At 60.8% G+C, this 19,357-nt stretch carries 22 protein-coding genes, 1 other RNA gene and 1 riboswitch; of the genes, 14 read left to right on the top strand and 9 right to left on the bottom strand.

Going from position 1 to position 19,357, the window contains the following annotated elements:
• Positions 1 to 2: 2 nt before the first annotated feature.
• On the bottom strand, positions 3 to 155 hold the full coding sequence (locus B2M20_RS19790) for a hypothetical protein (RefSeq protein ID WP_173816001.1): 153 nt from the start codon (positions 153 to 155) through the stop codon (positions 3 to 5).
• 128 nt (positions 156 to 283) lie between these two features.
• Here B2M20_RS19790 and rnpB point away from each other — a divergent pair.
• An RNA gene (gene rnpB, locus B2M20_RS13225) (RNase P RNA component class A) lies at positions 284 to 735 on the top strand.
• Between the two features lie 184 nt (positions 736 to 919).
• On the opposite strand, the gene B2M20_RS13230 is transcribed toward rnpB, so the two are convergent.
• Complete coding sequence (locus tag B2M20_RS13230; protein WP_079447502.1) at positions 920 to 2,128, bottom strand: extensin-like domain-containing protein; 1,209 nt, start codon at positions 2,126 to 2,128, stop codon at positions 920 to 922.
• Positions 2,129 to 2,151: 23 nt separating this feature from the next.
• Entirely contained in the window at positions 2,152 to 2,382 is a 231-nt protein-coding gene (locus B2M20_RS19155; protein WP_139372915.1) for a hypothetical protein, read from the bottom strand.
• Between the two features lie 39 nt (positions 2,383 to 2,421).
• Between B2M20_RS19155 and B2M20_RS13235 the strand changes: the two genes are divergently transcribed.
• Positions 2,422 to 3,978 (top strand): DUF4403 family protein, encoded by a 1,557-nt coding sequence (locus tag B2M20_RS13235; RefSeq protein ID WP_079447503.1) that lies wholly within the window; start codon positions 2,422 to 2,424, stop codon positions 3,976 to 3,978.
• A 128-nt stretch (positions 3,979 to 4,106) separates the two neighbouring features.
• Here B2M20_RS13235 and B2M20_RS13240 read toward each other — a convergent pair whose 3' ends face one another.
• A complete protein-coding gene (locus B2M20_RS13240; protein WP_079447504.1) occupies positions 4,107 to 4,616 on the bottom strand; it encodes a PRC-barrel domain-containing protein in 510 nt (169 codons plus the stop codon).
• 404 nt (positions 4,617 to 5,020) lie between these two features.
• Entirely contained in the window at positions 5,021 to 5,152 is a 132-nt protein-coding gene (locus B2M20_RS20580) for a hypothetical protein (protein ID WP_274533966.1), read from the bottom strand.
• A 260-nt stretch (positions 5,153 to 5,412) separates the two neighbouring features.
• Between B2M20_RS20580 and B2M20_RS13250 the strand changes: the two genes are divergently transcribed.
• The 8 genes from B2M20_RS13250 to B2M20_RS13285 all read left to right on the top strand — a co-directional run bounded on the left by B2M20_RS13250 (position 5,413) and on the right by B2M20_RS13285 (position 12,496).
• The gene (locus B2M20_RS13250; RefSeq protein ID WP_173816014.1) at positions 5,413 to 5,844 is read left to right on the top strand and encodes a transglycosylase SLT domain-containing protein; all 432 of its coding nucleotides are present in this window, start codon (positions 5,413 to 5,415) and stop codon (positions 5,842 to 5,844) included.
• Positions 5,845 to 6,058: 214 nt separating this feature from the next.
• A riboswitch (TPP riboswitch) is annotated at positions 6,059 to 6,194 on the top strand.
• Positions 6,183 to 7,199, top strand: coding sequence for an FAD-dependent oxidoreductase (locus tag B2M20_RS13255; protein ID WP_079447506.1), 1,017 nt, complete (start codon positions 6,183 to 6,185; stop codon positions 7,197 to 7,199). (Overlaps the previous riboswitch by 12 nt.)
• Positions 7,190 to 7,387 (top strand): sulfur carrier protein ThiS, encoded by a 198-nt coding sequence (gene thiS, locus B2M20_RS13260; RefSeq protein WP_079447507.1) that lies wholly within the window; start codon positions 7,190 to 7,192, stop codon positions 7,385 to 7,387. The genes B2M20_RS13255 and thiS overlap by 10 nt, the downstream gene beginning before the upstream one ends.
• Before the next feature lie 160 nt (positions 7,388 to 7,547).
• Positions 7,548 to 8,336, top strand: a complete 789-nt coding sequence (locus tag B2M20_RS13265; RefSeq protein ID WP_079447508.1) for a thiazole synthase — start codon at positions 7,548 to 7,550, stop codon at positions 8,334 to 8,336.
• Positions 8,323 to 8,985 (top strand): thiamine phosphate synthase, encoded by a 663-nt coding sequence (locus tag B2M20_RS13270; RefSeq protein WP_079447509.1) that lies wholly within the window; start codon positions 8,323 to 8,325, stop codon positions 8,983 to 8,985. The genes B2M20_RS13265 and B2M20_RS13270 overlap by 14 nt, the downstream gene beginning before the upstream one ends.
• 70 nt (positions 8,986 to 9,055) lie before the next feature.
• Positions 9,056 to 10,951, top strand: coding sequence for a phosphomethylpyrimidine synthase ThiC (thiC, locus tag B2M20_RS13275; RefSeq protein ID WP_079447510.1), 1,896 nt, complete (start codon positions 9,056 to 9,058; stop codon positions 10,949 to 10,951).
• 16 nt (positions 10,952 to 10,967) lie between these two features.
• Positions 10,968 to 11,489 carry a mismatch-specific DNA-glycosylase gene (locus B2M20_RS13280; RefSeq protein WP_079447511.1) on the top strand — a complete coding sequence of 174 codons (522 nt, stop codon included), beginning with the start codon at positions 10,968 to 10,970 and terminating at the stop codon, positions 11,487 to 11,489.
• 59 nt (positions 11,490 to 11,548) lie between these two features.
• Complete coding sequence (locus tag B2M20_RS13285) at positions 11,549 to 12,496, top strand: YiiG family protein (protein ID WP_079447678.1); 948 nt, start codon at positions 11,549 to 11,551, stop codon at positions 12,494 to 12,496.
• Between the two features lie 26 nt (positions 12,497 to 12,522).
• Here B2M20_RS13285 and B2M20_RS13290 read toward each other — a convergent pair whose 3' ends face one another.
• On the bottom strand, positions 12,523 to 12,957 hold the full coding sequence (locus B2M20_RS13290) for a hypothetical protein (protein WP_079447512.1): 435 nt from the start codon (positions 12,955 to 12,957) through the stop codon (positions 12,523 to 12,525).
• Positions 12,958 to 13,356: 399 nt separating this feature from the next.
• Between B2M20_RS13290 and B2M20_RS13295 the strand changes: the two genes are divergently transcribed.
• Entirely contained in the window at positions 13,357 to 13,611 is a 255-nt protein-coding gene (locus B2M20_RS13295) for a helix-turn-helix domain-containing protein (RefSeq protein WP_079447513.1), read from the top strand.
• Positions 13,612 to 13,771: 160 nt separating this feature from the next.
• Entirely contained in the window at positions 13,772 to 15,865 is a 2,094-nt protein-coding gene (locus tag B2M20_RS13300) for a S9 family peptidase (protein ID WP_079447514.1), read from the top strand.
• Positions 15,866 to 16,032: 167 nt separating this feature from the next.
• On the opposite strand, the gene bfr is transcribed toward B2M20_RS13300, so the two are convergent.
• Both bfr and B2M20_RS13310 read right to left on the bottom strand, forming a co-directional pair.
• A complete protein-coding gene (bfr, locus tag B2M20_RS13305) occupies positions 16,033 to 16,515 on the bottom strand; it encodes a bacterioferritin (RefSeq protein WP_079447515.1) in 483 nt (160 codons plus the stop codon).
• A 146-nt stretch (positions 16,516 to 16,661) separates the two neighbouring features.
• Positions 16,662 to 16,919: a (2Fe-2S)-binding protein gene (locus B2M20_RS13310; protein WP_079447516.1), complete on the bottom strand. Its 258-nt coding sequence runs from the start codon at positions 16,917 to 16,919 to the stop codon at positions 16,662 to 16,664.
• Between the two features lie 288 nt (positions 16,920 to 17,207).
• On the opposite strand from B2M20_RS13310, the gene B2M20_RS13315 reads away from it, so the two are divergent.
• A complete protein-coding gene (locus tag B2M20_RS13315) occupies positions 17,208 to 17,522 on the top strand; it encodes a hypothetical protein (protein WP_079447517.1) in 315 nt (104 codons plus the stop codon).
• A 200-nt stretch (positions 17,523 to 17,722) separates the two neighbouring features.
• Positions 17,723 to 18,025, top strand: a complete 303-nt coding sequence (locus tag B2M20_RS13320; RefSeq protein WP_079447518.1) for a hypothetical protein — start codon at positions 17,723 to 17,725, stop codon at positions 18,023 to 18,025.
• Between the two features lie 72 nt (positions 18,026 to 18,097).
• Here the strand turns inward: B2M20_RS13320 and B2M20_RS13325 are convergent, their stop codons facing one another.
• Entirely contained in the window at positions 18,098 to 19,357 is a 1,260-nt protein-coding gene (locus B2M20_RS13325) for a lytic murein transglycosylase (RefSeq protein WP_079447519.1), read from the bottom strand.

A 19,357-nucleotide genomic window follows, 5' to 3' on the forward strand; every position in this document is an offset into this window, starting at 1 on the left:
ACTCAGAATCCGAACGTCCAAACGACGCTTACCACCGTCAGCGTCAGGAAAGCGCTGAGCGTCCAGCCGATGGCGTAGTTTTTCTCCTCCGGCACGATCCCGCGCATGTCCTCGACCCCTCCGTGGGTAGGACGCCAAAGGTGCAAATCGGTCATTACAACCTCCCATGCAGACATTGCCGCAATACTCCAATGGCGGGAGGGCAATACAAGTTCCCTTGCAAGTATCCGAATTATTACGGCTCGACTTGACGGCGCGGTGCACAGCGGTCATGCGTACCGCGTCAGTCAGCTGGACGGCCGCTCCCGCTCGGGCCGAAAGGCTTGCGGGGGAGGAAAGTCCGGGCTCCATCGACATACGGTGCCGGATAACATCCGGCGGGGGTGACCCTAGGGACAGTGCCACAGAGAACGAACCGCCGCTTCCACCCTCTCCTTTCGCTTGCCGAAAGAGGGAGGGGTGAGAGCGGTAAGGGTGAAAAGGTGCGGTAAGAGCGCACCGCGTTTCCGGCAACGGAGACGGCATGGCAAACCCCACCGGGAGCAAAACCGAATAGGGACGGCGTCGCGAGAGGTTCGCCTTGGGCGATAACATCGCAGGGCTATGTCGGGCTCGCTGTCCGGGTAGGTTGCATGAGGCAACGTGCAAACGTTGTCCCAGAGGAATGGCCGTCACGTATCGTATGCGTAAGTGTGCGGTGCCCTACAGAACCCGGCTTACAGGCTGGCTGATATCCGCAAAGCGTTTTGAATCGAAGTGAACTTGCGGTTCACTTGAGGAAAGCGTGTTTCACTGTGAATGAGGGGTTCGGCGCGCCGGACCCCTCGCCAACGAAACTCCGCGGCAGGAGGAAGACGATCATGACTGACTCCGCCGAAAATCAAACAGCAGCGAATAAGACAGCCAGCGCTCGACGCCACTATTCGTCATAATCCGCCTCGCTGGCGTAACTGTGCGAATGGTTCTTGCGACCGCCAAATGATCCCGTGACAGCCGGCTCGCGGCTGGCATACGAACCGCGCGCAGCGGCGCGTGCGGCAATGTCCTCGCCCGATACCGCAGCAGGGTTGCAGACCATTCGGCGACTTGCGCGGCGCATCAGATCGACATGGATATGATTGTAGTGATGGACGTTGGAGCCGGGCGCCAGCACAGTGGCGAAGCGCTGACAGGCCGACGCTTCCACATCGCGGAGGAAACCCTGCTCTTCCGGCAGACCCTTCCAGCCGTGCTGCACTGAAACGTATCGTCCATCCGCCAGCGTGAAACCAGCGATATCCAACGCATTCCCGAAGGCGTGCTCGGAAATATGCGCGCGCGGATTACCGTTCATGCCACGGCAGGAATAAGCCGAGATCTGCTTGATTTCGACCACGCGCGCGCCGAACCAACGCATCGACGCCGGCTGTACCGCATCCGCTAACCAGCGATCGAGCGCCGAGACGATCGGGCATGCAAGCGTCGCGGAAGGCTTCACCACGACGGGACCGACCGCGCTGGTGACGGTCCCGCGCGCAGGTCCGAGACGCAGCGAGTTCTGTGACGAATCCAGCGCAGGCGCTGCCGGATACGCGGAGGACCGTGTGCCGCTATAGGACTGAGGCTGCGGCCGCGGATACGACTGTCCGTAATGGTCGTTCGGCGATGCGTGATTATCCTGCGGTCCGTCCGGCGGCAACTCGATCCGACCCTCGGCAGGATAGACACCGGGCGCGGTCAGCGAGACCGGCCCGTTCGATCCGTCGCCGGAGGCGGGCTGAGGAGTTGGTGTTTCAGGGTAGGATGGCGGCGGGGGCGTCCGGTAGGCGGGCTGCGCGATCGGCCAGCGCGGCTGGCGGCCGATTGACGCGGGGGGCCTGAGATCCTCGTCGGCAAAGCCGTACGCCGGGTTTTCACCGAGCGCCGAGACCTTCAGGGGAAATTCCGCGCCGCAAATGCCGGGGCCATTGATCGGACGGATGCGAACGAGATCGGCACTCTCCCTGACTTCGCCGGATTTCAGACATGCAGCTTCAGCCTCGGCCCGCCACGGTTCGCGCTCCGCAGTCTGAAAAAAACCGCGCCCGCAACCGGCCAACGATACGAGGACGAGGGAGCCGACAAAATACAAGGCAACTCTGCGCGTCATCCGCGCACGTTCAACGAATTTATTTAAAGCTTCTTCAATGTGTTGTTTTCAGTCATTTTTAACCACGCCGTTGCGGTGCGCCATAGAAGATGGGTGGCGAGACTGGAACCGATTGCAGGACGCTGCGTTACGACGAACAAATGGCGTGAGGTCGCATGACTTTCGCGGGCCACATGAGCATCCTGATCGCCTACATCGCACTCGCCTTCGTGGGCGCAATCGTGCTGGGCGTTTTTTAGCCAAATTTCCCGCATCTGGTCCCCGCATCGGTAGGTGATTAAGTCGGGGAGCCAATGCGGCCTGGGTTTAACCTCAAGACCATCCTGCTCGGCATCGTGATCCTTGCGGTCTCGTTTCTTTCCGGTCTCAAGGCCGTGGATTGGTTGTCGCCGCGCGACATCGACAAGCCTGCCCTAGCGACATTGCCATCGCTCCCCCCCGTCAACCGCAATTCGAGCATCGTCGCGCCGATCAAGATACCCCTCACGCTCATTCGCGACGCCGCCGAGCGCGCGGCTCCGCATAACTTCGCTGGCAAGGCCGACAATCCGGCGGCGCAGATTCTCCAGAACGCGGACATCGGTTGGACCGCATCCCGCGGCGCGATCAGCGCCACGGGCGTCAACGGCGTGCTGTCGCTGTCGACGCCGTTGACCGGCGCCGTCAAGGTTACTGGATCGCTATCCGCCAACGCCCAGGATGCGGTCGGTAACGCGCTCGCGGGCGTACTCGGCGGCGACATCGCCAAACGGATCGGCCGCGTGAACATCAAGAATCTGAATGCCAATGCCGAGATCAAGGGCAATGTCGTGATGACGGCACGGCCGGCGCTGGCCGAAAACTGGCGTATCGATCCCGGCATAACCGCGCAGGTCAATCTTGGAGACACCAACCTCTCGGTCGCGGGCGCGCGCCTCAATGTGCCGTCACAGGTCAAGCCCGTCATCGACAGGGCAGTCAACGAACAGATCGCAAACCTGCAGCAGCGCATCCGCAACGATCCCGCTCTGGAACGCAACGCGCGACGGCAGTGGACGCAGATGTGCCGCTCGATTCCATTACAGGGTGCAGCCGGGTTTCAGGATCTTTACCTCGAGCTGAAGCCGGTGCGCGCCATCGCGGCTCAACCGCGCATTGACACCAGCAACGTCACGTTGACACTTGGTGTCGAAGCCGAGACGCGGATCACGACCGCGGCGACCAAACCCGACTGTCCGTTTCCCCAGACGCTCGCCATCGTTCCGGCCACGACGGGAAAACTGAATATCGGCGTTCCGATCGACATGTCCTTCACCGACATTACCAAGATCATTGAGGTACAACTCGTCGGCAAGACATTCCCCGAAGATGGAAGCGGCGCGGCTGAGGTCACTGTCAAACAGGTCAGCGTCGCGGCCGCGGGCGACCACCTTCTGATCTCGCTTCTCGTTCATGCGAAAGAAAAGAAGAGCTGGTTCGGTTTCAACGGCGAGGCCACAATCCACATCAGCGGTAGACCCGCTCTCGACCAGGCCGAGCAGATCGTACGCCTGACAGACATCCAACTTGCCGTCGAATCCGAAGCCGCGTTCGGCCTGCTCGGCACCGCCGCGCAAACGGCATTGCCCTATCTGCAACACGCCTTGGCCGAGAAGACAGTGCTTGACCTCAAACCGTTCGCATCGAATGCGCGAGAGAAGATCGCCGCGATGATCGCGGATCTTCAGAGAAGTGAGAACGGCGCCAAGGTCACGGCAGAGATCAGCAGTCTGAAGCTTGCGGGCATCGCCTTCGATTCAAAGACGCTGCGCGTAATCGCCGAAGCGGCAGGCACCGTGAACGTCGAGCTCAAGACATTGCCGGCGCTGTGAGGGTCAAAGTTCCCGATGCTGCCCGGCATCGTCGCGTCCCTCCTCCTCCGTCCAAACGAAGCTATGCACGAATAAACACGCCCGGTAAAAACCGGGCGCGTTGGTCGTTCTGCCGTCTATCTGGCGGCTCAGGTCGAGTATTTGAATTCAGGCATCGCCTCCAGCTGTTGCTTGGTCGCGCTGAAGACTGCGTGATCCGGATACCATGAACTCTTGTCCGCCTTCGTTGTATTGACCGTGGCCGGCCCGGATGTCGCAGATCCCGTGGTGGTCCCCGTACCTGCGCCGCTTCCCGAGGCCGATGCCTGCGCAGGTGTGTCGACAAACTTCAGCTTTTCGAACGGTACCGCAACCAGACGCTCGCCAACGCCTAGGAAGCCGCCTACCCCGATCACCGCAGCTTTAATCGCTCCATTCTTGTCCAACAGAAGATCGCTGATCGAGCCGAGCTTGTCGTTGGTATCGTTATAAACGTTAAGACCGACCAACTTCGACGAGCGCCAGGTGCCATGATAGCCTGACACTGATGTGGTAGCGGCCGGAGCATTCATCGTCATGGTGTTCGGCGTCTGAGCAACCGCCGCCGTTGCCAACAGCGCGGAGCCAATCAACGCGACCGTCATATGTTTTGAGATCATCAGTGTGTTCTCCTTCAGTTTAAATGGAGTAGCGAGAACCCATGACGCCAAGAGTGGTTCCACGGAACACCTTCGATAAATCCCGTTCCAATCGGACAAAACAACACAAAGATGTGCGTAGATTTCGAACGACGCACGCAAGCTACGCCGACACGCAGCAGCGCGACCAATGACCGAGAGCGATGTGCCATCGCAAACAGCGACACCGTCGTTTCTCAAGATTTGCGTTTCTCAAGATTTACAGTGCAGCCGGTCGAAACGACGTCGCTAAGCAGCGTGTGCACGCAGCTCGTCGTTCGCCTCGCGAAAGAACGCGACGGTTTCGAACTGATAGCCACAGTGAACGCATTGCCAGAGATACGCTGTTCGGCGCGGTCCGTTTTCAAACCATACTGGCGCGGCAATCAGACGACCGCACTGCGCACAAGGATTTTGGTGGGGTAAATCATCAGATATGGCAGCGACCATGACGCTTCTCCCATCTGCTCTTTTTTGTCTGCGAATTGTAGCGAGCGCAACTCACCGAGAGTTCGCATTGCTCGATCCTGACTCCCTCTCGCGACAAATTTGCGACATTCCGCAAGCGCCCCTCGTGTAGCTAGACGCCGCAACACGACGCCACACGATCTCAAAGAGTTCCTTGGCATTACGCCCTCGGCAGGCTGAATTCATGAGCTTCCTATTTCGTCCATTTTGCCATAGGAAAGGCAAGATTGAGGCGGTAAAAAAGGCGGATCGTGAAGGGGTGCCCGTGACAAATTTACGCAAATTCGGTCCGCTTCTTGTTTTTGTCACGATGGCATGGCCGCAGCCATCGACCGCGCAACACGTGGACTACGCACAGATGGTGGCGGCACATGCGCAAGCCAACGGCGTTCCTGTCGAGCTGGTTCACCGCGTCATCATGCGTGAAAGTCGCTACAATCCACGCGTGGTTCATCGCGGAAACTATGGCATGATGCAGATCAAGCTCGAAACCGCTCGCGGCCTCGGCTACACCGGCACCGCTGAAGGCCTGCTCGATCCTGAAACCAACCTCACCTATGCAGTCAAATATCTCGCGGGCGCATACCAGGCAGCTCACGGCAACCATGACCGCGCGGTGGCTTATTACGCCGGCGGTTACTACTACGCGGCGAAGCGGCAACGGCTTCAGCGCGCCACGCACGAGACCCTGAGCGCTGACGCGCGAATTCCCGGTGCGCCGCTGTCGATCGTGCCGCACTGAACTGCCGGCGATACGGGGTCGAGTAGCGTCGCGTCGATGCGGTAGCTGTCGAGCGGCGGTAGACGTGCGATTGTTCCGTTGCGGAGCGCCGCGAACCGCGCCGAGCGCTGCGACCGCAAAAACGTCCCGCAAAGCACCAAGCATGGAACCGCGTCTATTATCGACGATTGCGTCTGCCGCGCGTTGACACCCCTGCCTTTCGGTCTAGATTAAGGGTTGTTCCGAGGGGTGCTCCGTCAGGGAGCTGAGATACCGCAAGCTCGTAATCCGAAGACGGATTGCAGGGACCGCGGTGACCCTTTGAACCTGATCCGGGTCATGCCGGCGAAGGGACAGGGATGCTTCAGAAGACGCGGGAGAAACGGGGGGCGCCCCCGATCGCGGTGATCGGTGCAGGTATTGCCGGCGCATGGCAGGCGTTGCTGTTCGCGAAGGCTGGACACGCGGTCATGCTCCACGAACGCGGCGACGACGCGATGGCGCATGCCACCAGCCACTGGGCCGGCGGCATGCTCGCGCCATGGTGCGAATCCGAGGTGTCCGAACCTCTCGTCTCGCGTCTCGGCCTTCGCTCGCTCGCGCTATGGCACGAACATGCTCCCGATACGTCTTTCAACGGCTCTCTTGTGGTGGCGCATCCGCGCGACCGCTCCGATTTCGAGCGTTTCGCGCGGATGACATCAGGACACCGACACCTTCAGCGCGACGACGTGAGCAAGCTCGAACCATCGCTTGATGGACGATTTCGTGAAGCATTGTTCTTTCCGGACGAAGCCCATGTCGAGCCGCGCCGCGTACTGCCTGAACTGCACGCGCGCATCCGCGCGGCTGGCGGCCAGATCGAATTTGGCAGCGCGCCAAAGCCAGCCGACATTGAGGGTCTGGCGATCGATTGCCGCGGCCTCGCCGCGCGCGACACGTTTCCAGACCTGCGGGGCGTCAAGGGCGAGGAGATTATCGTCGAAACTGACGAGATCATGCTGTCGCGCCCGGTGCGACTCCTGCATCCGCGATGGCCGCTCTACATCATTCCACGTGAACACCACCGCTTCATGATCGGCGCCACCTCGATCGAATGCGAGGACGACGGCGTCAGCGTGCGTTCCGCGCTGGAACTGCTGAGCGCCGCTTACGCGGTACATCCGGCGTTCGGCGAGGCGCGGATCGTGGAGATCGGCGCAGGCCTGCGGCCCGCCTTTCCCGACAACCTGCCGCGCATCGCGATCGACAAGAATCGGATCGCGGTCAACGGGCTTTACCGTCACGGCTTCCTGCTGGCTCCGGCGCTCGCGGAACTGACGCTCGGCTATGTCGCGCGCGGGGAGATCGACAACGAGGTGATGCAATGCAAGTGATCGTCAACGGCGAACGGCGCGAGATCGCAGCGCAGACCGTGGACGCCCTGCTGAGCGAGCTCGACTATGAAGGCACGCACGTCGCAATCGCTCTGAATTTTGACGTGCTGCCGAAAAGCCGATGGGCGGATACGACGCTAAAGAGCGGCGATGAGATCGAGATCATCACGCCGCGGCAAGGAGGGTGAGGGTAATGACCGATAGTCATCCTCTCCCGTCATTGCGAGCGAAGCGAAGCAATCCAGTTCTACCGCGCAGCAAGCATAGACCGGAGTGCTTCGTCACTAACGCTCCTCGCAATGACGGAACGAATGTGTCCGTCGTGAAGACGAGAATTGGGACTTCGCCATGAGCACAGTCAAATTCTACAATCGCGAGTTCTCCTCCCGGCTGCTGATCGGAACGGCGCTGTATCCATCGCCCAGGATCATGCAAGGCGCCATTCGCGCCGCGGGCAGCCAGATCGTCACTGTGTCACTGCGGCGGGAGACAGCAGGCGGCAAAACCGGCGACGCCTTCTGGTCGCTGATCCGCGAACTCGATGTCACGGTGCTGCCGAACACCGCCGGGTGCAAAAGCGTGCGCGAAGCCGTCACGACGGCGAAACTTGCTCGCGAACTATTCGACACGTCCTGGATCAAGCTTGAAGTCATCGCCGACGACGACACGCTGCAGCCTGATGTGGTTGGACTCGTCGAAGCCGCCGCCGTCCTCATCAAGGACGGCTTTGACGTGTTTCCCTATTGCACCGAAGATCTCGGCGTCGCGATGCGGCTTGTTGAGGCGGGCTGCAAAGTGGTGATGCCATGGGCTGCGCCGATCGGCAGCGCGAAAGGTATCATCAACACCAACGCCTTGAAGCTTTTGCGCGAACGCTTGCCCGATATCACGCTCGTCGTCGATGCCGGACTCGGCGCGCCTTCGCACGCGGCGCAAGCCCTCGAACTGGGCTACGACGCCGTGCTCCTCAACACAGCCGTCGCCAAGGCCGCCGATCCAGTTGTCATGGCTGGCGCTTTCAAGCTCGCGGTGGAAGCCGGCCGCAGCGCTCATGAGGCGGGCCTGATGGAGGCCCGCGACTTCGCCTCGCCATCCACCCCCGTTGTAGGGACACCGTTCTGGCATGCCGTATCCTGATCGCCACGCGTATCCTGATCGCCACGCGTATCCTGATCGCCACGCGTATCCTGATCGCTTTTATCCTGTCGTCGACACGCTGGACTGGCTGCGCCGCCTGATTGGACTCGGCGTCGGCACGGTGCAGTTGCGCGCAAAAGACCTCAACGATGGCGAAGCACTGCAGCTCGTCAGCGATGCGCTGGAGATCGTTAAGGGCACGCCGGTGCGGCTGGTTGTCAACGACTACTGGCGCGCCGCCATCGTCGCCGGTGCAAAGCACCTTCATCTCGGCCAGGAGGATCTGGCGACGGCCGACGTCCACGAGATTCGCAAAGCCGGGCTGACGCTCGGCCTTTCCACCCATGACGACGCCGAACTCGAAGCCGCGCTCGCCGCCGAACCGGACTATATCGCGCTTGGTCCGATCTTTCCGACCACGCTGAAGGCGATGCGCTTTGCGCCGCAAGGAATTCCGAAAATCACCGAATGGAAGAAGCGCGTCGACAATATCCCGCTGGTCGCGATCGGCGGCATCAAGCTGGAGCAAGCGTCAGAGATTTATGCCGCCGGCGCGGACTCGATCGCCGTGGTCAGCGACATCACGCAGAACCCCGACCCCGATGCGCGGGTAAAAGCCTGGCTCGAACAGATGATTGAAACCGCATGAGGCGCCATCTTCTGCCTTCTCGTCTATTCGCATTGACCCACAACGACTGGTCTCGAACCGGAGAAACGCCATGAACATCCGCCCCAATCCGGACACCACTCGCCCCGCCGTCACCACCGGTGCCCTGCCCTCGTCCCGCAAGATTTTCTCCGCGCCCGATGCCGCGCCGGACCTGCGGGTGCCGCTGCGCGAGATCATTCTCTCTGAGGGCGCAAGCGAGCCGAACCTGCCGGTCTACGACACCTCCGGACCTTACACCGACCCGAACGTCGTCATCGACGTTAACGCCGGCCTGCCGCGCACGCGTCTCGCCTGGGTGAAAGAACGCGGCGGCGTCGAGGAATATGACGGCCGCGTCATCAAGCCCGAAGACAACGGCAATGTCGGAGCAAAGCACGCCGCAGCCGCGTTCACAGCACACCACAAGCCGCTACGGGGTGTTGGCGATGCGCCGATCACCCAGTTCGAATTCGCTCGCGCTGGTATCATCACCAAGGAGATGATTTACGTCGCCGAGCGCGAGAACCTCGGGCGCAAACAACAACTCGAACGCGCCGAAGCCGCGCTGGCCGACGGCGAGTCCTTCGGCGCCTCCGTCCCCGCGTTTATTACGCCGGAATTCGTGCGCGAGGAGATCGCGCGCGGCCGCGCCATCATTCCGTCGAACATCAACCATGCCGAACTCGAGCCGATGATCATCGGCCGCAACTTTCTGGTGAAGATCAACGCCAACATCGGAAACTCGGCCGTGACCTCCTCGGTTGAAGAGGAAGTAGACAAGATGGTGTGGGCGATCCGCTGGGGCGCCGACACGGTGATGGATCTTTCGACGGGCCGAAACATCCACACCACGCGCGAATGGATATTGCGCAACTCGCCCGTCCCCATCGGAACGGTGCCGATCTATCAGGCGCTGGAGAAGTGCGACGGCGATCCGGTCAAGCTGACATGGGAGCTTTATCGCGACACGCTGGTGGAGCAGTGCGAACAGGGCGTGGATTATTTCACCATCCACGCCGGCGTGCGCCTGCCCTACATCCACCTCACCGCCGACCGCGTCACCGGCATCGTCTCTCGCGGCGGCTCGATCATGGCGAAGTGGTGCCTCGGACATCACAAGGAGAGTTTCCTCTATACGCATTTCGAGGAAATCTGCGACCTCATGCGCAAGTATGATGTTTCCTTCTCATTGGGCGACGGTCTGCGCCCCGGCTCGATCGCCGACGCCAACGACCGCGCGCAGTTCGCCGAACTGGAAACGCTCGGCGAACTCACGCAAATCGCTTGGAAGAAAGGCTGCCAGGTGATGATCGAAGGCCCCGGCCACGTGCCGATGCACAAGATCAAAATCAACATGGACAAGCAGCTGAAAGAGTGCGGCGAAGCGCCGTTCTATACGTTGGGACCGCTGACCACCGACATCGCGCCGGGCTACGACCACATCACCTCGGGCATCGGCGCCGCGATGATCGGCTGGTTCGGCTGCGCGATGCTCTGCTACGTGACTCCGAAGGAGCACTTGGGGCTACCGAACCGCGACGACGTGAAGGTCGGCGTGATTACGTACAAAATCGCGGCGCACGCCGCCGACCTCGCCAAGGGCCACCCGGCCGCGCAACTGCGCGATGACGCATTGAGCCGCGCGCGTTTCGACTTCCGCTGGCAGGACCAGTTCAACCTCGGTCTCGATCCCGAGACGGCGGTGGCCTTCCACGACGAGACGCTACCGAAGGACGCGCACAAGGTGGCGCACTTCTGCTCGATGTGCGGCCCGAAATTCTGCTCGATGAAAATCACGCAGGACGTACGCGACTACGCGGCAACGCTCGGAGATAACGAGAAGGCGGCGCTCTATCCGGAGACTGCACAAGCGGGCATGGACGAGATGAGCGCGAAGTTCAAGGAGATGGGGTCAAGCGTGTATCTCGACGCGGAGAAGGTGAAGGAGAGTAATCGGGTGTTGTGAGAGGCAAATTAAAACTATGTCTTTACTTCCCGACCAACTAGCGAATGATCTTCGAGTTGTCTTCGTGGGAACCGCAGCGAGTCGCCGGTCAGCGACCGTCGGCGCCTACTATGCTCACCCTGGAAATCGTTTCTGGGGCGCTTTGCACGAAGCGGGCATTACTTCCCGCCGGTATAATCCCGAAGAATTTCCGAAGTTACTAGAACTCGGAATTGGGTTTACGGATATATGCAAAAACGCTGCGGGGATGGATCATCAAATCGCAAAAGAGAGATTTGATGTTTCATCGTTTCGAGCCAAGATCGAGAAATACCAACCGAAGACCATTGCGTTTACAAGTAAACGTGCTGCGAGTTTATTCTTCGAGCAGCCAACCAAAAACATCCCACTAGGGCGTCAATCACCTTCAGTGAACGATCCAGATATTTTCGTTTTATCTTCAACATCCGGACTTGCATCGAGCCATTGGAATCTTCAGCCTTGGCAGGAGCTAGCTGTCTGGATCGAAGGCGTTCCTGGCGCTCGAAACACCGCGTGAACCTCCTCGCGATTCATGCGACAAATGCGGGGATTGTCAGCATCGCGAGGAAGAGAATCATGACGCCGTTTCGGGCGATTGCCCTGTTGTCCGCCGCAGTCTTCGGCATGTCCCTCGCGTCCGCCGCCGCACAAGACAAAACGTCTCCCTCTTCGTCCCCCTCGCCGCTCGTCGAAAAGCTCAACGCCTATGTCGGCTGCATCAACCGCCTCTCGGAGCGGTCGTATGAGTCGCGCAACCGTTACTTCTCATGGGCGAAGAAGACCGGGCCGACCGGCAAGGAACGTATCATCTACGGCACCTACACCATCTACGACACGACCGACTGCAAGAAGAACGTCGAGAAGGCTAACGCGGCGGAGCCGCACGATGCCGAACTCGAATCTGCTGCTTCCGCTTACGCCGAAGCCGTCGGCAAGCTCGAGCCGCTGCTGAAGGAGGCCGACGAGTATTACGAGCAGGAGAACTACAAGGACGACAAGATGGCCAAGGGCAAGGAGATGCATCCGCGCCTTGTCGCGGCGTGGGACGCATTCGCGAGCGCCGACAAAAAGCTGCGCGCCGGTGTCGAAGCCATCAAAGACAAGCAGGCGGCGGAACAGCTCGCCGCGATCGAAGCGAAGGAAGGCCGCAAAACGCACTATTACGTCGAGGCGCTGAGGATTCAGGCCAAGCGCCTGTTACGCGCGGAAAACACCGACAAGCCCGACATCGCGGCGATCACGCAGGCGCTGACCGAGTATGAGACCACGGTGAAGGCGGCCGAAGAGGCATCGGGCAAGGACGGCGATGCGAAACTCGGCTCGTTCTTCGTCAGCAGCGCCAAATCATATCTGACCTCGGCGAAGCAACTGATGCGCCGCATCCGTGACAAGGTACCCTACAGTCAGGGCGACCGCATGATGCTCGGCGGCGGTGGCGGCTGGATGGTCGAGGGCTCGCCGCCGCGGCTGCTCCGCGACTACAACCAGTTGATCGAGGGTTATAACCGCGGCGCTCATATCTAGCGCGGGCTCGCTGCGCGAGGGGACCACTACTTCATAGAGATCGCAAGGCCGGAGAGATCGGCGTTGGCCATCAGGCCGACCTGACGGCCGGAAAGCTCCAGCACCGCGCCCTTCTGGTTGCTCAACACGATGGCGCGGGCGCCGCCGCCGATCGCCAGCCCCGCGCCGGCCGCGCCGTAAACGCCGGCGACATCGGACGGCCGGCTGATGCGGCTGACCTGGCCGCGCAGCACGGTCTTCGATCCGCCGAACACTAGGCCATAATCCAATCCGCCGACCGAAAGCGGATATCGCCGTCCGTGGAAGGTGAGCGTACCGCCGCCGGCGGAGGCGCCGATGATCCAGCCGCCCTTGTAGATGGTCAGCGTCACCGTGCCGCTGTCAGCGCTGGCAGAAGAGGACAGGCCGAAGCACACGGCCAGCGCGAGCAAGGCGGCGCGAAACAGCGACGATGACGACATGCGGAACTCTCCTGAGCGCGAGAAGGGCGGAAGGCGATTCGGGACTGTCGCAAGCGTAAGAGGCAGTCGAGGCGGGTGCAATCCTGCACGTCGCTCGCAGCAGGAACTGATCCGTTCGCGGGCCAACCGAGCGAATCGGCTCCGTCCCTGGCGGGGGCACGTCGCAATCGGCAATTGCGACGGCAGGAAACACACTTCGCGTTAGCATCGCTTTAGACTTAACATTCAACTGTTACGCGCATTTTGGCGCAGGATCGGTAGTTTTCCCGTTGTTTTATGAGGAATTCCGACGAATGCAGGATTGTTAATGTTCTGGTAACCATATCATAACAGCCTTGTCGCCGGGATGGGGGTCTCAATCCGCCGGCTGGACGCCAGCCGCACTTCGGGGAGGCACCGATGAACCAGGAATTCCAGATCAAAGACCAGTGTTCGGTACAGGATCAGGCTGCGCTCACGCCGGACGCAGTGGTTCCGCTGCTGGTCGGCTCCACGGTCGACGAAATCGAACGGGAGCTCGTGCTACAAACGCTGGCACGTTGCGACGGCAACCGCACCCGCGCAGCAAGAGTACTGGGCGTATCGGTACGTACGCTGCGCAACAAGATTCGGCAGTACACGACCATGGGACTCGACGTGCCCGATCACGGCTAACCTTGGCGGAATGATAGACGCGTCCGGTTACGAACTCCGCATCAAATCGGACTTTCGAGACACACCGGCTTGCCGTTGCGCGCGCGCCCTCCTATGAACGAAACATCACGTTCAGTTCTCGCGCACGCTCAACCTGCGCTTCGACCAGGCGCCTTTTTTCATGACATCGACACCGACACCGCCGAAAGCCGACCGCTGCTCACATAACTATACGCATCACGGCATCACCCTGACGGATGATTACGCCTGGCTGAAAGATACGAACTGGCAGCAGGTGCTTCGCGAGCCATCACTGCTTGCGCCGGAAATCCGCGCCCACCTTGAGGCTGAGAATGCCTATTCGAACGCCGTGCTGGCGCAGACCGAGCCGTTGCAAAAGCAGCTCGTCGCCGAAATGCGCGGCCGCATCAAAGAGGACGATTCCACTGTCCCCTCCCCCGACGGGCCATTTGCCTATTTCACAAAATACCGGGAGGGCGGCCAGCACCGGATGATCGGCCGGCAGCCGCGCCACGGCGGCGACGCCCGTTTTCTTATCGATGGCGATGCGCTTGCAGAAAACAAAAAATTTTTTCAGCTTGGCGAAGCCCGTCATTCTCCGGATCATCACCTGGAAGCGTGGAGCGCCGACGATCGCGGCTCGGAATATTTTACGATCCGTATCCGCGACTGGGACAGCGGCGCCGATCTTGCCGATGTCATCGAGGAAACCGACGGCGGCGTGGTATGGAGCGCGGACTCACGCGCGTTCTATTACGTCAAGCTCGACGACAACCATCGTCCGATGCAGGTCTACCGCCACCGGCTCGGGACACCGCAATCCGATGACGTGCTGATTTACGAAGAACAGGATATCGGCTGGTTCACGCATATTCATGAGAGCGCGAGCGGCCGCTTCTGCGTGATTGCCGGCGGCGATCATGAAACGTCCGAACAGCGGTTGATCGATCTCGCCGCGCCCGAGGCCGCACTGCGCGTGATCGCAGTGCGCGAGGTCGGCGTGCAGTATTCCGTCGCCGATCGCAACGACGAACTGTTCATCCTCACAAACGCCGATGGCGCGATTGACTTCAAGATCATGACCGCGCCGCTCTCAGAGCCGGACCGCGCGAACTGGCGCGACCTGATCCCGTATCGGCCCGGCACCTATGTGATCGACTTTGAGCTTTATTCCGGTCACATGGTCCGGCTCGAGCGCGCCAACGCGTTGCCGTCGATCGTCGTCCGCGATCTCGCGACCGGAAATGAGCACGCAATCGCCTTCGACGAGGCTGCCTATTCGCTCGATACCCATGGCGGCTACGAGTTCGACACCACAACCTTGCGCTTCAGCTATTCGTCGATGACGACGCCTTCCGAGGTGTTCGATTACGACATGGCGAGCCGCTCGCGAACCTTACGCAAGCGCCAGGAGATTCCGTCAGGGCACGATCCAGCGGACTATGTCACCACCCGCATCATGGCCAAGGCGAACGATGGCGCCGAAGTGCCGGTCTCGATCCTGCATCGCAAGGATTTCGCGCAGGATGGCCGCGCGCCGCTACTGCTCTACGGCTACGGCTCCTATGGTCACGCCATGCCCGCTTCGTTCTCGGCCAACCGGCTGTCGCTGGTTGACCGCGGTTTCGTCTATGCCATCGCGCACATCCGCGGCGGCGCGGACAAGGGCTGGGGCTGGTATCTCGACGGCAAGCGCGAGAAGAAAACCAACAGCTTCGACGATTTCGCCGCCTGTGCTCGCGCGGTGATCGCGGCGAACTATACGTCAGCCAAAAACATCGTCGGCCACGGCGGCAGCGCCGGGGGCATGCTGATGGGCGCGGTCGCCAACCGCGCAGGCGAGTTGTTCGCCGGCCTCGTCGCGGAAGTGCCGTTCGTCGACGTGCTCAACACCATGCTCGACGACACGCTGCCGCTGACCCCGCCGGAATGGCCGGAATGGGGCAACCCCATCGTGAGCGAGAAAGATTTCCGCACGATCCTGTCCTATTCGCCTTACGAGAACGTCGCGGCGAAGGACTATCCGGCGATTCTCGCTATGGGCGGGCTGACCGATCCGCGCGTCACCTATTGGGAGCCGGCGAAATGGATCGCAAGGTTACGCGCCACCATGACCTCAGGCGGGCCTGTTCTGTTGCGAACTAACATGGGCGCGGGACATGGCGGCGCATCCGGCCGCTTTAACCGGCTCGACGAGATCGCCCTCGCCTACGCCTTCGCTCTGTGGGCGGTGAAGCACGATCCGGCTGGCTAGCTAACGAGAGCTATTGTCTAGGAACCTCTTCGCGTGAGGAACGCCTCGATCAGAATTAAAGGTCCGCTTCAAGATCCCTCAAGCGGAAAAGCTCTTGCGCATCCATAGAAACGCAAAAAGCCGGCGCGCAACGACGCCGACTTTTGCGATGGAGAACCGAATGAGGATCAGTCGTGATCCATTTCGCCGATGTGCTTCTGCGAATAGAGCTCGACGCCGATCTTCTTGATGAGATCGATCTGGGTTTCGAGGAAGTCGATATGGCTTTCCTCGTCCTTCATCAGCTTCTCGAAGATGTCGCGGGTGACGTAGTCCTTCACCGCGTGGCAATGCGTCGCCGCCTCTTCGTAGAGAGCACGGGCCGAATACTCCGCCTTGAGATCGCAATCCATCACCTCGCCGACGTTCTGGCCGATGTGCAGGGGATCAAGCACCTGCATGTTCGGGAAGCCGTCGAGGAAGATGATGCGGTCGATCAACTTGTCGGCATGCTCCATTTCCTCGATGGACTCCGCGCGCCATTTTTTCGCGAGATCCTTGATGCCCCAGTTATCCAGCAGCCGGTAATGCAACCAATACTGGTTGACCGCCGTTAGTTCGTGGCGGAGCGCTTTGTTCAGGTAGTCGATAACCTTCGGGTCGCCCTTCATGAAGCAGCTCCTGTTGTCTGTGCCTTAAGGCCGGCGGCCGACTATCGCCGGCTTTCACCTAATTTAGAATAGTTCTAAATGAGATTCGGCCGCGCGACAACCCCCAAAAATGCTGGGCTGCTATCCAAATGCCGCTATCCAGAAGGTCAAAGAGTGATTTCGGTGTGAGTTTGTTTGGCTTCTGCTTCCATCGCAGAGTGGGGACACCCGTCGCAACATCGCCGGGCGCAGGCGCCGAGCGCTTCCTTGATGATGGTCCTGATCGTCCGGGCACACCGTCCGCATTCCGCGCTGCATCCGAGACATCCGTAAACCTGCTTCGGCGAGCGCCGCAGGTCGTCTGTTCCCGTCACGGCTGAGCGGACGTCTTGATCGGTTAGTACGTTACAAGAACACACAATCATGAAACGGTACCCAATTGCCACATGCGAACGGGCCGATATTGTTGGACCGCCTCGCGAAACGCAAAGGGAAAACCCGCTATTTCAAACTATTCCAAGTTGCCCGAAAAGCCGCCGCGGGCGGCAGCTCCGGAATTACCATAACATATTGATATTCATCATTTAATCGTCACACTTGGGTCCGTATCGTGGCGGGATTCAGTTACTTCGTTCATTGATCGTTCAAACCGGCTGTGGGAATCTTCGTTCGACAGACGCACTGCGGTATCGATTGATGAGAAAGGTGAAGCCATGAAAAGAACATTGGTGGCATTGGCGACGATTGCCATGGTCGCAGCGGTGGCCGCACCTCAAGCAGCCAAGGCCGGCGGCGGCGGCATCGCGGCAGGGGTCGCCGGCGGACTGATCGGCGGCGCGATCGTGGGCGGAGCACTGGCCGGTCCGGGATATTATGGCCCCGGTTATTATGGCGGCCCGGGATACTATGGACCCGGCTACGGCTATTACGGTCCGGGATATGTCGCAACCCCCGGCTGCTATTGGCAAAGGCAGCGTTTTTGGGATGGCTACGGTTGGCGGCTCCGGAATGTTCGGGTGTGCGGCTGATCCCATCTGATGAACGGCTCCGGTTCATATTGTTGGTGTTTTTCCGGAATGCCGCGCGCGATAACCTGAAAAAGCCGCTTTTTCCAGCGACCGACCTGCGAAGGTTGACCGGGTGAAACAGCCGGCTTGAACCACGGCATTGCGAGTAACCTTGAACCCTGCGCCGACCGCGGCGCGACCCCTCAGGAGAGATTCGAAAGATGAAGAAAACAGTTTTTGCCATTCTCGCGGCTGTCACGGTTGCGGCCGGTTCAGTAGCGACGGCTCCGCAGGCAGAGGCTCGCGATGGGGGAGCGGTGGCAGCCGGCGTTCTCGGCGGTCTGGCGGCCGGTGCCATTATCGGCGGCGCAATCGCGAACAGCCCCCCGGCCTACGCCGCACCGGCTCCAGTCTACGCCGCGCCTCCACCGGCCTATGTGGACGGGCCGCCGTGCCAAATGGTGCGGGAGAGGTTCTGGGACGGATATGGCTGGCGTTTCCGTCGCGTCCAGGTGTGCGACTGATCCGATTGTTCGGATAATCCGATCTGAGAAACCCGGCGGTGCGGCCGGGTTTCCGTTGGTGACGCGATGATTTCAGCGCGCCGCATTCATCGCGCGCAGCACCCCGTCACTGGGCCAGCAGTCCACCTTGAGGCCAGCGGACTTCTGATAGGCGCCGAGCGCCGCTCGCGTCAGCATCCCGGCCTTGCCGTCGATCTTGTCCTTGTACAAACCGAGCCGCGTCAAATGGCGCTGCATCGCCTCGACGTCGCGGCTGCGTAGTTGCGTCGAGGCCGACCACGGTGTCGCAAAAGGCAACGGACTGGTCATGCGGTCGGCGAGATGGCCGACGAACAGGACATAGAGATCGGAGAAATTGTATTCCTTGATGACGAAGTAGTTCGCCGTGGTCAGGAACGACGGGCCATGACTGCCCTCGGGTTGCAGCAACGACGCCGACTGTTCCCGCTCAACTGCGGTCAGCTTTTGTCCGCGCACTGGTAAGAACCCCTCGCGCAGCCATTTATCGATCGGCTTCCTCACCTCGGGCACGCCTTCCGTGCAATCGGCGTTCTCCGGTGCACGTACCTCGTAGGCCCAGCGCAGTCCCGGCTGCCAGCCCTTGTTGACAAGTTGCTGCGCGGCCGAGGCCAGCGCATCGGGCACCGAGGACCAGATGTCGATGCGGCCGTCGCCATCAAAATCGACGCCATGCTTAGCAAGTTCGGACGGCAGGAACTGAGTCAGCCCGGTGGCCCCGCCCCACGACGCGCGGAAATTCTTGCGCGAGACAGCACCGCGCTGCAGCAACAGCAGTCCTTCGATGAATTCGTTACGATACTGATCCTTGCGGCGGCCGACATAAGCCTGGGTCGCCAGCACGCGCATCGCATCGTAAGGCAGTGTGTAGCGACCGTAATCGGTTTCCCGGCCCCAGATCGCAAGGATGATGGTGGCGGGTACGCCGAAACGCTTTTCGATCGCGTCCAACGTCGATTCGTTTTTCCGCATCAGCCGCCGCCCTTCAGCCGCCAGCCCCGCGATGCTGCTCTCCTTGAGATAATCCGCCGGCACCTGAACGAATTCCGCCTGCGACGGCGCACCGGTCGCGGGCCGACCGGGCAGGATGAGGTCAGGCAGCTTATAGTCAGGCTCGAGTCCGGCTGTGACGGAATCGAACGTCGCGCGCGAAACGCCTGCCTGCTGCGCCTCCGGCCAGACCGCGGCGAGGAAACGCGTGAAGCCGTCGTCCGCCGCGTGCACCGGCGACACGACAGATCCAAGAGTGAGCGCCAACAGGATCAAGATCCCGAGCGACGACCATCGCGAAATGCCTGCGGCGGTCACCGCCAT

This window comes from Nitrobacter vulgaris (assembly GCF_002028545.1).
In the GTDB taxonomy this organism is placed as follows: domain Bacteria; phylum Pseudomonadota; class Alphaproteobacteria; order Rhizobiales; family Xanthobacteraceae; genus Nitrobacter; species Nitrobacter vulgaris.